Below are 12,395 nucleotides of genomic sequence, written 5' to 3'. Positions count from 1 at the left end.
GCGCACTCAGGCGCCCCCCACCGCGCCCCAGGGCGTCGTCCTCGACTCCGGCGGCGGCCTGCCGGTCGACACCGAGGGCTGCCGGACGGCGCCGACCGGGGTCCGCAAGGAGCCGGCCCAGGGAGCCACCGCCCCCGGGCGACGGATCTGGTAGGCGCCTGCCGGGACGCCGTACAGACAGCGGTCGCCTCCAACAGCCCGCGCGAACTGCTGGACACGGCGCTGGAGTCGGCCGGTCTCGCCGCGTATGTCATCCACTCGTTCGCCGCCGACGAGGTCCGCTCACCCAAGCCCGCGCCGGACCTTCACCGCACGGCCTGCGCGGCGCTCGGCGCGGCCCCGGAGCACTCCGTGGCCTTCGAGCACTCGGCCACCGGCATCGGCGCGGCCCGGGCCACCGGTCCCGCCTAGCGCTCGGCGTCCACCCGAGCCGCCCGCCCCGCCTGCCCCACAGGCGCGCCGACCCCGGTCAGTTCCTCCGACACGGTCCACAGGCGCCGCGCCACCGCCGCGTCACTGGCAGCCGCAGACCGGCCCACCAGCGTCGGCGTGCCCCGCATCTCAGCGAGCCCGTCGGGGCCGACGTAGCTCGCGCCGGGCAGGTCCTGCGTGGCGGCGTACAGCGTCGGCAGGGCGCCCGCCCGGTCGTCCTGCGCGAAGAACCTGTTGCCGACCTTCATCAGCGCCCGCATCACCGGGTTGCCCGCGTGGCTCTGGAGGTTGGTGGCGGCGTAGCCGGGGTGGGCGGCGAGGGCGCGCACCGGGGAGCCGGACTCCGTCAGACGGCGCTGGAGTTCCAGCGTGAACAGGAGGTTCGCCAGCTTGGACTGCGCATAGGCGCGCTGCGGGTCGTAGCCGGACGCGAAGTCCAGGTCCTCGAAGCGGATCCGCGCACCGAACCAACGGTGGGCTGTGGAGGAGACCGTCACCACCCGGTCGGTGATGTACGGCAGCAGCAGGTTCGTCAGCGCGAAGTGGCCGAGGTGGTTCGTACCGAACTGCATCTCGAAGCCGTCCGCGGTCCGCTGCCGGGGCAGCATCATCACGCCCGCGTTGTTGATCAGCAGGTCCAACGGCCGCCCCTGCCAGCCGTCCGCGAACTCCCGTACCGACGACAGATCCGCCAGATCCAGGCGCCGCACCTCGGTGCTGCCGCTCACCTTCGCCGCGGCGGCCCGGCCCCGCTCCGGATCCCGTACGGCGAGCACGACATGCGCGCCCGCGCGGGCCAGGGCGTCGGACGCCGTCAGCCCGATGCCGCTGTTGGCGCCGGTGACGACGGCCGTGCGGCCGGTGAGGTCGGGGAGGCGGGCCGCGTCCCATGCCTTGTCGCTCTTCTTCGTGTGGTCAGCCATGTCTCGAATGTAGGCGCCGCCAACAATGCTGTCAATGACAACAATGATGACGCCGCCAACAATGATGGCGACGCCAACATCAAGCTACGATGGTGCCCATGCCCGAGACCCGCCCCTACCACCACGGAGACCTGCGCGCCGCCCTGCTCGCAGCCGCGGAACGCACCCTGCGTGAGAAGGGCGTCGGCTCCCTCTCCCTGCGCGAACTGGCCCGCGAGGTCGGCGTCAGCCACGCCGCCCCCGGCCGCCACTTCAAGGACAAGCAGGCCCTGCTCAACGCGCTGGCCCTGGCCGGGTACGAGCGCCTCGCCCAGGCCCTGAGCACCGCCGACGACCCCGAGCTCCCCCTGGAACCCCGCCTCACCTCCCTGGCCAGGGCCTATCTCGGTTTCGCCATCGACCACGCCGAGCTCCTGGAGCTCATGTACGCCCGTAAGCACGACCCCGACGCCTCCGAACAGATGGCAGCGGCCGTGGACCGCACGGTGGGCACCCTCGAACGGGTCCTCGGGGACGCCCAGAAGCGCGGCGAGATCATCCCCGGCGACCCCGAGGAGCTGAACCTCGTCACGGGCGCCGCCCTCCATGGCGTGTCCGCCTTCATCACCGCCGGCTGGCTGACCCCCGAAGCGGCCCTCGCGGGCGTGGAGGGCCTGGTCCACCACCTGCTGCACGGCCTGAAACCCCGCTGACGCCCCCCACCCCGGCGCCCTGACCCCCCGTCAACACACCCACCCCCACGGGCAGGCCACCCCGCCACACCCCCTTCGCCCTCCCGGGATAGCCTTCACCCGCAGAACACGGGCACGACCGCTCACCCGACCGGCCGCCAGAAACGGGACCCGGGGTGAAGAGGGCTAACGACGGAACCACACGACAGGTTCCGCTCCGGCCTCGTTGCCCGGCGTGACCTGCCGTGATACACAGAGTGACCGTACGAGCTATTCGTACGAATCCCGCCCATCAATGACGCCAAGTCGACATACGACGGCGACAATGTCGGCGAGAATGAGACCTGACCTCTGCGCGGCGCAGGGGACTGCGGAACTACCCAACAGGGGCGGTGACTTACATGCTCTTTGCGGCCGATAAGGGCGACATCAACACCATCATCGGCGGGATCGCTCCGGACTGGGGTCCCTTCGGCAGCCTGGGCAACGAGGCGAAGGTGATGATCGAGGTCGTGATGGCGGTGGCCATCCTGATCTGCCTCGGCATCGCCATCTGGGGCGCGGCCAAACAGCGCATCGGCGCCACGGCGCTGCGCGACACGTTCAGCGCGGAGCAGGGCAAGGGTCTGATCATCGCCGGTCTGACGGGCGTCTTCATCATCGGCTCACTGGGCACGCTGTTCACCATCGTGTACGGCATGGCCGTATAACCGTTTCGTCGGCTCCCCTCACCCCGATCCCTCCGTCCGCTCCGGGCACGCCCGGCCCCTCCCGTCCCCCACCCACCCGTCGTGCCCAACCGGCTGAGGTTGCGTTTCCCTGATGTCGAGTCACCACACCGCACCCATGCGGGAACCAGCACGGCTACCGTCGTACTCCTACGTGTTTTTGTCCGACGTCGAGGGGGCGTGCGCGGCATGAGTCTCGGAGACGAACGGGAGTCCTCCGGCGGTTACGGAGGCACCGGTCAGACCAGGACACGGCTGCCCGAGAGCGGCGCCGACGGGTACGGAAGCGGGCGACGAGGTGGCCGCTCGTCGTCCCGGAGCCTGGTGACCGTGGTCGGCGTGGTGGTCCTCCTCATCGCCGCGATCGCCTTCGCGAACCGTGGAGGCGACGATTCCGACACCACCGCCGGGGACGAGAACCAGCCGAATTCCACGGCCACCGCCGCAAGCGGCTCCAAGCCGGTACAGGGGAAGGCCGGGGGGATCCCGACGGGGTTCGCGCGGGATGAGCAGGGGGCGCAGAGTGCGGCGTCCAACTTTGCGGTGACGCTGGGTTCGACAGGCATGTTCAACAAGGCGAGCCGGCATCGCATCGTCGACACGATCTACACGCCGACGGCAGCAGCCAAGCTCCAGGCTGCGATGGACCAGGCATACTCGGCTGACTTTCTCAGCAAGTTGGGCCTCGATGCCGATGGCTTCGCTCCAGAAGGCAGCACTTTCGTGTCGCGGACTGTGCCTGTGGGCACCAAAGTCGAGCAGTTCGGCGAGGGCAGCGCGAAGGTCTCCGTCTGGTACATGGGCCTCATCGGCATGTCCGGTCAAAGCTCCACCGACCCCGTGAGTTCCACCTGGAAAACCTGGACCTTCGACCTGCAGTGGATCAACGACGACTGGAAGATCACCGCGGACACTCAAAGGGACGGCCCAGCGCCAGTTCCTGGTGACGACAGAGCTGCCAACTCCGACGAGATCAGCAAGGCCATCGAGGAGTACGGAGGGTTCACTTATGCCCGGTAGCCCACGTCGCGTACTCAAGCTCACGGCCTTGCTGGTCACCGCACAGACCAGTGTCGTTCTGCTGGCCAGCCGCGCCTACGCGGCTCCCACACCTACACCCGCACCATCGCCCAGCGACGACCCTTGTGACCTGCTCATCGGTCCTGCCAAGCAATACTGCGAACAAGACAACGACGGCTCCAACCGCTCCGGCTCCACCCCCTCCCTCACCGACCCCACCTCCACCCTCGACCCCCTCGGCTCCCTCGCCAAGGGCTGTGCGGACGCGGCGAGCTGGACCGTCAAGCAGCTCAGTGACGCCGTGCAGGAGACCGCCGACGTCGACTTCACCAACGCCAAGTTCCTCCAGCAGTACGCCGTGGTCTTCGCGGCGTCGACGATCCTCACCCTGCTCCTGTGGCTGCTGGCCGTGGCCAAGCGGGCCGTGCGGGGCGTCCCCCTCACCACCGCCATCAGCGAAGCGATCGGCTTCCTCTGGCTGACGGTGCTGGCGTCCGCGTTCACGCCCCTGATCCTCTACACCGTCGTATCGGCGACCGACGGCATCACGGACGTACTGGCGAAGACGACCGGCGACCAGACCGACACGTTCTTCGGCACCTTCTCCGGCGCCCTGGAGAAGGGCGAGGACATCGGCGGCGGCCCGATCATGCTGATCGTGGTCTCCCTCGTCAGCATCCTCGCCGCCGGCGTCCTGTGGCTGGAGCTCGTCATCCGCGCCGCCCTGCTCTACGTCGGCGCCCTCCTCGGCACCGTCGTCTACGCCGGCCTCGTCGACAAGAACCTGTGGGGCCACGTCCGCCGCTGGGCCGGCATCATGATCGCGGTCATCCTCGTGAAGCCGGTCATCGTCATCGTCCTGGGCCTCGCCGGCGCACTCTCCTCCGACGACGGCCCGAACGCGTTCTCCGCCGTCGTCTCCGGCCTCGCCATCATCCTGCTCGCCATCTTCGCCAGCGCGATGATCTACCGCTTCGTCCCCGGCTTCGGCGACGAGATCGCCGGCTCCCGCAACAACCGCATCATGCGCGGCGCCGAAGGCAAGGCCGCCGCGGTCATCAGCTCCCCGGCGACCCTCGTCGCCCAGGGCATCAAGACCCACAGCAGCCGCGCGGACAGCAACGGCGGCGGCTCGCGCCCCTCCAACCCCGCCTCCGGCGGCGTCGCCGCACACAGCTCGCGCTCCTCGAACGGAGGCGGCGGATCTGTCCCCTCCGCCGCACCCGCACCCCGCTCGAGCAGCCCGGTGAACACCCCCCACGCCGGCAACACCCGCAACAGCAATCGTTCAGGAGGTGACGGGCGTTGACGACCGAGTCCCATGTGTCCCATCCGGTCACGCCCCGCCGTACATATCTGATCGGCCGCGCCCGGCCGAACGCCGTCGTCGGACGCAACCGTGAGACCGGCGAGATCGCGCTGATCATCGCGGGCGCGTTCCTCGGCATGATGTGCGGCCTCCTCGTCCCCGTCCTGTCGGCGCGCATCGTGCTGCTCATGGGCTTCCCGATGCTCGCGCTGGCCGCGGTGTACGTGCCGTACAAGCACCGGACCTTCTACAAGTGGTTCGAGATCAACCGCAGCTACAAGCGCACCCTGCGCCAGGGCACGACCTACCGCTCCGCGGCCGTCGAGGCAGGCACCCACCTCGACGGCCGCGAGGTCGAGGTCGGCCCGCCGCCCGGCATCGGCCGGATCACCTGGCTCGCCGCCCCCTTCGGGCCGGACGAGATCGCCGTCCTCCTGCACGCCGACCGCCGCACGGTGACCGCCGCCATCGAGATCGAGGGCCCCGGCGTCGGCCTGCGGGACTCCGAGGACCAGGAAGCCCTCGTCGACCGCTTCGGCACCCTGCTCAAGCATGTGGCCAACGGCGACGGCTTCGTGACCCGCCTTCAGATGCTCGCCCGCACCCTCCCCGCCGACCCCGACGCCCACGCCAAGGACGTCGCCGTACGCGGCGACGAGCGGTCCCCGGGCTGGCTCCAGCAGTCGTACGACCAACTCCAGTCCATGGTGTCGACGAGCAGCGAGCAGCACCGCGCCTACCTCGTCGCCTGCATGCACTTCACCCGCGAACTGGCCGCCGAGGCCCTCGCGATGGCCCGCGCGGCCCGCGCGCACGGCGGCAAGGTCGACCGGGACGCCGGTCTCGCGGTCGTCATGGCCCGCGAACTCACCGACATCTGCTCGCGCCTCCAGGAGGCCGACATCCGGGTCCGCCAGCCGCTCGGCCAGGGCCGGCTCGCCTCCCTCATCCACTCCATGTACGACCCGGACCACCCGATCGACCACATCCAGGCGATGACGAAGCGCAACGCCTGGCCGGCCGAGCTGGACGCCATGGAGCCGACGTTCCTCCAGGCGAAGACCCGCGAGTCCTCCACCCGCGCCCCCTGGTGCCACGCCACGGCCTGGGTGAAGGAGTGGCCCATGACCCCGGTCGGTGTCAACTTCCTGGCGCCGCTGCTGGTCCACACCCCGGACGTCATCCGCACGGTCGCCGTCACGATGGATCTCGAACCCACCGAGGTCGCCATCGAGCGCATGCTGACCGAGAAGACGAACGACGAGGCGGAGGCGAGCCGCGCCGCCAAGATGAACCGCACCGTCGACCCCCGCGACGTCGCCGCCCACAACCGCCTCGACCAGCGCGGCGAGGACCTCGCGAGCGGCGCCGCCGGAGTGAACCTCGTCGGCTACATCACCGTCTCCTCCCGTAGCCCCGAGGCGCTCGCCCGCGACAAGCGGACCATCCGGGCGTCGGCCGGAAAGTCGTATCTGAAGCTGGAATGGTGCGACCGCGAGCATCACCGGGCATTCGTCAACACACTCCCCTTCGCCACCGGCATTCGGAGGTAGGACCTGATGCGGGACCCGCTGTCCGTCCTCACCGACGCCTTCACGTCCTTCCTGTTCGGGAAGGTCGAGACGACCCGGCTGCCGGTGCGCACGTCGACGGGCCAGGCCCAGGCGGTCTACCTCCCGACCGCCGCCCCCGGCCTCGGCGACTCGGGCGTCATCATCGGCCGCGAGGTGTACTCCGGGAAGGGCTACATCTACGACCCCTTCCAGCTGTACGGCCAGCAGCTCCCCGCCCCCCACTGGCTGGTCCTCGGCGAGTCCGGCAACGGCAAGTCGGCCCTGGAGAAGACGTACGTCCTGCGCCAGCTGCGCTTCCGCGACCGGCAGGTCGTCGTCCTGGACGCCCAGGGCGAGGACGGCGTCGGCGAATGGAACCTCATCGCGCAGGAGCTGGGGATAACTCCCATCCGCCTGGACCCGACGGCCGCCCTGGACATGGGCATCCGCCTCAACCCGCTCGACCCCTCGATCACGACGACGGGCCAGCTGGCCCTGCTCCGCACGATCATCGAGGTCGCGATGGGCCACGGCCTCGACGAGCGCTCGGGCTTCGCGCTGAAGGTCGCGCACGCCTACGTCAACGAGACCATCGTCGAACGCCAGCCCGTCCTGACCGACATCGTCGAGCAGCTACGCCACCCCGAACCAGAGTCCGCCGAGGCGATGAACGTCGCCATAGACGACGTACGGGCCTGGGGCCTGGACGTGGCACTGGTGCTGGACCGTCTCGTCGACGGTGACCTGCGGGGCATGTTCGACGGCCCCACGACGGTCGGCATCGACCTCGACGCGCCGCTCATTGTGTTCGATTTGTCCCACATCGACCGCAACTCCATCGCGATGCCGATCCTGATGGCGATCGTCGGCGTTTGGCTGGAGCACACCTGGATCCGCCCCGACCGGAAGAAGCGCATCTTCCTGGTCGAGGAGGCCTGGCACATCATCAACAGCCCGTTCGTGGCCCAGCTGTTCCAGCGCCTGCTGAAGTTCGGCCGCCGACTCGGCCTGTCCTTCGTCGCCGTCGTCCACCACTTGTCCGACGTCGTCGACGGCGCGGCGGCGAAGGAGGCCGCGGCGATCCTGAAGATGGCGTCGACCAGGACGATCTACGCCCAGAAGGCCGACGAGGCCAGGGCGACGGGCCGCGTCCTCGGTCTGCCACGCTGGGCGGTGGAGATCATCCCCTCCCTCACCCCAGGCATCGCCGTGTGGGACGTCAACGGCAATGTCCAGGTCGTCAAACACCTGGTCACCGAGACCGAACGCCCCCTGGTCTTCACCGACCGCGCGATGACCGAATCGGCGAGCGACCACCTGGCCGACGACGCCCTGCGCGCCGCCGAGCTGGAGGCGGAGGAACGAGCGGCGGCCTTCGTGGAGCAGCACCTGGGCGACTCCGAGTCGACGGTGGCGTAAGGGGGAAGCGTTGAGACCGGACGACCGCCGCGCACACCGGGACCAGCGGGACGCCCAGGGAGGCATCCCCGATGGCCTGCTGATCGGCCTACTCGGCTTTCTGCTCGGCATGACCCTGCTGGTGTGGACGGCGACGGGCCTGGCCGCCCTGTTCGCCCACGGCTCCTGGCCGACCGGCGTCACCTTCGCCCGCACCCCCCTGGCCATGCGCCACCTGATCGAGCAGCCCCACGACATCCCCGGCGCCTGGCCGGAGGCAGCGGCCCCCCAGCTCTCGGGCTACGGCCTGTTCTGGGGCCTGTTCATAGGCCAGCTGATGGTCCTGGTCGTCCTCACCGTGTTCGTACTCGGGACGGTGGCCAGGTGGCGAGCGGTGCGCGCGGCACGCCGGACGGGCAAGACCGGGAACACCGGGGAGCAGGAGGAGGCCGGGCCACCACCGGGCCCGGCCCCTGCCACGGCCGACGTACCGGCACCGAGGCCGGAGCCACGACTCCAGCACCAGCCCGAGCCTCTGCCCCAGCCCCAGCCCCAGCCCCAACTGCAGTCGCAGGCTCAGGCGCAGGCACAGCCGACGGGGGTGCATCCGTCACCGCCCTTGCAACACCCTGAGCCCGACCGGCACGCCCACAGCCCGGTGCTCGCGGAGCCGGTGGGCGGTTCGGAGAAGATCCTCGTGGCCCCGAGGGAGCAACGCCGGCAGACCGCGGCCCAGGCCGTGCGCGACGCGGCAGGCCCCGCCCTCGTCCTCACCTCGAACCCGGACCTCTGGCAGGAGAGCAAGGACGCCAGAGCCAAACTGGGCCCCACCCACCTCTACGATCCCACCCACCTCTGCGACACCCCGTCCCGCCTCCACTGGTCCCCCACCACCGGCTGCGAGGACAAGCAGACGGCCGCCTCACGAGCGGTCGCCCTGCTGACCCCGGTCCGCCCCACCTCCCGCCTCGACCAGGCCGTCAGTGACACCGCCGAGACCCTCTTGCGCAGCTACCTCCACGCCGCCGCCATCGACGGCCGCACGATGCGCCATGTGCACCGCTGGTCCCAGGGCACCCAGGTCCAGGACGCCGTACGCACCCTCCGTACCAATCCGAAGGCGGCACCGGGCTCCGCGGGCGAACTCGAAGCCGCCCTCACCGCCCACCCCGAACGCCGGGACATGGCCCAGGAGTTGGCCGGCAGAGCCCTCGCCTCCCTCCTCACGGTGAACATCCGCCAGGCCTGCACTCCAAACCGAACTGATGCCCTTGCCTTGGATTCCTTTGTCCATGAAGGGGGCACGCTTTATGTGGTGGGTGAATCCATCGAGGACCCCAGGAGCAACCCGGGCGCGATGCCCTTCCTGACAGCCCTCGTCTCGAGCGTGGTCGAGCGCGGCCGGCGCATGGCCGAACGGTCATCCTCCGGTCGCCTCGACCCACCACTGACGCTCGTCCTGGACGACGTCGCCGCCGTGGCTCCACTTCCCCAGCTCCCGGAGCTGCTGGTAACCGGAGCGGACCGGGGCATGCCGACCCTGGCCCTGCTCCGGTCCCGGGAACAAGCCCGCTCCCGCTGGCCCCACGACGAACTCCCGGTGTAAGCGGGCGCGTCCACACCCCGCCCGGCGGACCACCTCACGGCCGCTCGATGACGAACTCCAACTCGACCTGCCCCGGAGCCGCCGCGAGCGGCACGGTCACCCCGCTGGGTTCGAACCCGACCTTCCGGTAGAACCGCTGCGCCCGCTCGTTCTCCTCGTGCACGATCAGCCGCACCCGCTCGGCGCCCCGCGACCACGCCCACTCCAGCCCGGCGTCGAAGAGCACCTCGGTCAGACCGCTCCCGCGCTCCTCGGGCCGCACGAAGACACCGACGACATGCCCCTGCTTCCGCTCCACGGCAAACCCCGCCCAGTCGGTCGTCCCCGGCTCCTCGACCAGCACGGTCACCGTCCCGACCCACACCCCGTCGGGCCGCTCGGCGATGATCGTCTGCGCCTCGTCGGCCCCCTCGCAGGCACGGGCGGCACGCTCCTGCCAGAACGAGTCCGGCCGGGCCAGAGCCTCCTCATACGTCTCCAGAAAGGCAAGCGGCGCGACCGGGTCCCGCAGCGCGTCCAGCCGCAACTCCTTGGCGGCGGGCCACTCGTCGGCCCGTATCGACCGGATGACGTAGGCCCCGGGGCTCATGGTGCTCATGACGGCCACGGTAGTACCCGGGTACGACATCGCTCACCCGGAATGATGCCCACGGGCCTGTCCCGCCGCCACCGCAACCCGGACGATGGACGACGTGACGGAAGAGCAGGCCACACCCGAGCGAACGACGGAACCCCTCACCCAGCACATCCAGCGCATCAGCCGCCGGATACGCGTCTTCGACCGACGCCACCCCCTCCTGTGGGACCTCCACCTGACCGGCTTCTGGGTGACGGCAGCCCTGATCGACTACTACGGCGGCGGCTGGCGCAACGTGGCCCGCGCCCAGGACAACCCCGGCGGCCTGGTCCTCGCCCTGAGCCTCGCCCTCTCCGTCCCTCTTCTCCTGCGCCGCGCCCACCCCCGGGCCACGCTCCTCGTCATGGCCCCCTTCGCCCTGGTCAACGCCTGGACCGGGATCGCCCTCCAGGCGGCCTTGCTCCAACTGCTCGTGGTCTTCCACATCGCCCTGCGCCGCCGTACCCGCAACCTGTGGTGGGCGACGGCGCTGATCACCGCACCCATGGCGGTACTGGCAGCCCGCCACCCTCAGGGAAGCCCCGACAAGGACATCGTCCCCCTCCTGATGTCCATCGCCGTGGCGGCGGCCATCGGCATCACCGTCCGCACCCGCCGCGACCACACCGAAGCCCTGGAGGACCGGGCTCGCCGCCTGGAGATCGAACGCGACCAGCAGGCCCAGCTGGCCACCGCGGCCGAACGTGCCCGCATCGCCCGCGAGATGCACGACATCATCGGCCACAACCTCTCCGTCATCACCGGCCTCGCCGACGGCGGCCAGTACGCCGCCGCCAAGTCCCCGGAACGCGCCGCCCAGGCCCTGCACGCCATCGGCACCACCAGCCGCCAGGCCCTCGGCGAACTACGCCGCCTCCTCGACGTCCTGCGCGAGGAGCACGACCCCACCACTCCCGAAGCCGAACTGACCCCCCAGCCGACACTCACCGACCTCGACCAGCTCATCGACGGCGTACGGGCAGCCGGCCTCCCCGTCCACACCACCGTCGACGGCACCCCGGCCCTCCCCCCGGGCCGCCAGCTCACCGTCTACCGCGTCATCCAGGAAGCCCTCACCAACACCCTCAAACACGCCGGCCCCCACACCACGGCCCACATACGGCTCTCCTACGGTGAGAAGGGCGCCGTCACCGCGACAGTCACCGACACCGGCAGCAAGGCCCACGGCCCCGCCGACACCACCAACGGCCGCGGCCTGCCCGGAATGCGCGAGCGAACAGCCCTGTACGACGGCACACTTGAGGCCGGCCCACGCCCACACCCCGAACAGGGCTGGCGCGTCCATCTGCACCTCCCGGAGGAACTCCCGCAGTGACCACCGTTCTCATCACCGACGACCAGCCCCTCCAGCGCTTCGGTTTCCGGATGCTGCTGGAGAGCCAGGACGACATGACGGTGCTCGGCGAGGCGTCCAACGGCAGCGAGGCGGTCCGTATGACCGCGGAACTGCTCCCCGACGTGGTCCTGATGGACGTCCGCATGCCCGGCCTGGACGGCATCGAGGCCACCCGCCGCATCACCGCCGCCGGCGACCGCACCCGCGTCCTGATCCTCACCACGTTCGACCTGGACGAGTACGCCTACGCCGGCCTCCGCGCCGGAGCCTCCGGCTTCCTCGTCAAGGACGCCCAGCCGGAAGAACTCCTCTCCGGAATCCGCGCCGTGGCCACCGGCGACGCGGTGGTCGCCCCCAGCCTGACCCGCCGCCTCCTCGACGCGTACGTCCACCACCTGCCGAAACCAGGCACCGCCGACACCCGGGACTCCACCCCCGTGGACGCCCGGCTCACCAGCCTCACCGATCGCGAACTGGAGATCCTCACGGTGGTCGGCAAGGGCTGGACCAACACCGAGATAGCCACCCGCCTCCACCTGGCGGAGTCGACGGTGAAAACCCATGTGGGCCGCATCCTCGCCAAAACGGGCTCGAGGGACCGAATCCAGGCGGTGATTCTGGCCTACGACACGGGCCTGGTGGAGCCGTCCTGAAGTGCGAAATGCAAAAAGGCCCACACCGTAAGGTGTGGGCCTTTTTGAATAATTGTTCGGCGGCGTCCTACTCTCCCACAGGGTCCCCCCTGCAGTACCATCGGCGCTGTAAGGCTTAGCTTCCGGGTT

13 protein-coding genes and 1 rRNA gene are annotated in these 12,395 nt (G+C 70.1%); 10 read left to right on the top strand and 4 right to left on the bottom strand.

From position 1 onward, the window contains the following. Positions 1–6 precede the first annotated feature (6 nt). The gene (locus tag ACHBTE_RS31270; RefSeq protein ID WP_394728263.1) at positions 7–258 is read right to left on the bottom strand and encodes a hypothetical protein; all 252 of its coding nucleotides are present in this window, start codon (positions 256–258) and stop codon (positions 7–9) included. On the opposite strand from ACHBTE_RS31270, the gene ACHBTE_RS31265 reads away from it, so the two are divergent. Further along, positions 148–411, top strand: coding sequence for an HAD family hydrolase (locus ACHBTE_RS31265; protein ID WP_394728391.1), 264 nt, complete (start codon positions 148–150; stop codon positions 409–411). The two genes, ACHBTE_RS31270 and ACHBTE_RS31265, sit on opposite strands and share 111 nt — an antisense overlap. Here the strand turns inward: ACHBTE_RS31265 and ACHBTE_RS31260 are convergent. After that, on the bottom strand, positions 408–1,355 hold the full coding sequence (locus tag ACHBTE_RS31260) for an oxidoreductase (protein WP_394728261.1): 948 nt from the start codon (positions 1,353–1,355) through the stop codon (positions 408–410). The two genes, ACHBTE_RS31265 and ACHBTE_RS31260, sit on opposite strands and share 4 nt — an antisense overlap. Before the next feature lie 89 nt (positions 1,356–1,444). Between ACHBTE_RS31260 and ACHBTE_RS31255 the strand changes: the two genes are divergently transcribed. From ACHBTE_RS31255 to ACHBTE_RS31225, 7 genes are all read left to right on the top strand, one after another. Then, positions 1,445–2,047 (top strand): TetR/AcrR family transcriptional regulator, encoded by a 603-nt coding sequence (locus ACHBTE_RS31255; RefSeq protein WP_394728259.1) that lies wholly within the window; start codon positions 1,445–1,447, stop codon positions 2,045–2,047. Positions 2,048–2,427: 380 nt separating this feature from the next. Then, the gene (locus ACHBTE_RS31250) at positions 2,428–2,736 is read left to right on the top strand and encodes a hypothetical protein (protein WP_004000049.1); all 309 of its coding nucleotides are present in this window, start codon (positions 2,428–2,430) and stop codon (positions 2,734–2,736) included. 207 nt (positions 2,737–2,943) lie between these two features. Next, on the top strand, positions 2,944–3,774 hold the full coding sequence (locus tag ACHBTE_RS31245) for a hypothetical protein (RefSeq protein WP_394728257.1): 831 nt from the start codon (positions 2,944–2,946) through the stop codon (positions 3,772–3,774). Next, entirely contained in the window at positions 3,764–5,083 is a 1,320-nt protein-coding gene (locus ACHBTE_RS31240) for a hypothetical protein (RefSeq protein ID WP_394728255.1), read from the top strand. The genes ACHBTE_RS31245 and ACHBTE_RS31240 overlap by 11 nt, the downstream gene beginning before the upstream one ends. Continuing rightward, positions 5,080–6,636, top strand: coding sequence for an SCO6880 family protein (locus tag ACHBTE_RS31235; RefSeq protein ID WP_394728253.1), 1,557 nt, complete (start codon positions 5,080–5,082; stop codon positions 6,634–6,636). Before ACHBTE_RS31240 ends, ACHBTE_RS31235 begins: the two co-directional genes overlap by 4 nt. A gap of 6 nt (positions 6,637–6,642) precedes the next feature. Beyond that, positions 6,643–8,055 (top strand): ATP-binding protein, encoded by a 1,413-nt coding sequence (locus tag ACHBTE_RS31230; protein WP_394728251.1) that lies wholly within the window; start codon positions 6,643–6,645, stop codon positions 8,053–8,055. 10 nt (positions 8,056–8,065) lie between these two features. Continuing rightward, positions 8,066–9,640 carry a type IV secretory system conjugative DNA transfer family protein gene (locus ACHBTE_RS31225; protein ID WP_394728249.1) on the top strand — a complete coding sequence of 525 codons (1,575 nt, stop codon included), beginning with the start codon at positions 8,066–8,068 and terminating at the stop codon, positions 9,638–9,640. Positions 9,641–9,674: 34 nt separating this feature from the next. Here the strand turns inward: ACHBTE_RS31225 and ACHBTE_RS31220 are convergent, their stop codons facing one another. Next, positions 9,675–10,238, bottom strand: coding sequence for a GNAT family N-acetyltransferase (locus ACHBTE_RS31220; protein WP_394728248.1), 564 nt, complete (start codon positions 10,236–10,238; stop codon positions 9,675–9,677). A gap of 85 nt (positions 10,239–10,323) precedes the next feature. Here ACHBTE_RS31220 and ACHBTE_RS31215 point away from each other — a divergent pair, with 85 nt between their 5' ends. Continuing rightward, a complete protein-coding gene (locus tag ACHBTE_RS31215; protein ID WP_394728246.1) occupies positions 10,324–11,592 on the top strand; it encodes a sensor histidine kinase in 1,269 nt (422 codons plus the stop codon). After that, positions 11,589–12,266, top strand: a complete 678-nt coding sequence (locus tag ACHBTE_RS31210) for a response regulator (RefSeq protein ID WP_394728244.1) — start codon at positions 11,589–11,591, stop codon at positions 12,264–12,266. The genes ACHBTE_RS31215 and ACHBTE_RS31210 overlap by 4 nt, the downstream gene beginning before the upstream one ends. A 54-nt stretch (positions 12,267–12,320) precedes the next feature. Here the strand turns inward: ACHBTE_RS31210 and rrf are convergent. Then, positions 12,321–12,395 (bottom strand): 5S ribosomal RNA (gene rrf / locus ACHBTE_RS31205); the annotation flags it as partial.

The organism is Streptomyces sp. M41, assembly GCF_043673425.1.
Classification (GTDB): domain Bacteria; phylum Actinomycetota; class Actinomycetes; order Streptomycetales; family Streptomycetaceae; genus Streptomyces.
Note: the sequence above shows the minus strand (reverse complement) of the source record. Positions and strands in the feature narration are given on the sequence as shown.

Coding starts and splice junctions, on each gene's coding strand:
- ACHBTE_RS31255 (WP_394728259.1), top strand. CDS start 1,445: ATGGTGCCCATGCCCGAGACCCGCCCCTACCACCACGGAGACCTGCGC.
- ACHBTE_RS31230 (WP_394728251.1), top strand. CDS start 6,643: ATGCGGGACCCGCTGTCCGTCCTCACCGACGCCTTCACGTCCTTCCTG.
- ACHBTE_RS31245 (WP_394728257.1), top strand. CDS start 2,944: ATGAGTCTCGGAGACGAACGGGAGTCCTCCGGCGGTTACGGAGGCACC.
- ACHBTE_RS31240 (WP_394728255.1), top strand. CDS start 3,764: ATGCCCGGTAGCCCACGTCGCGTACTCAAGCTCACGGCCTTGCTGGTC.
- ACHBTE_RS31220 (WP_394728248.1), bottom strand. CDS start 10,238: ATGAGCACCATGAGCCCCGGGGCCTACGTCATCCGGTCGATACGGGCC.
- ACHBTE_RS31260 (WP_394728261.1), bottom strand. CDS start 1,355: ATGGCTGACCACACGAAGAAGAGCGACAAGGCATGGGACGCGGCCCGC.
- ACHBTE_RS31250 (WP_004000049.1), top strand. CDS start 2,428: ATGCTCTTTGCGGCCGATAAGGGCGACATCAACACCATCATCGGCGGG.
- ACHBTE_RS31215 (WP_394728246.1), top strand. CDS start 10,324: ATGGACGACGTGACGGAAGAGCAGGCCACACCCGAGCGAACGACGGAA.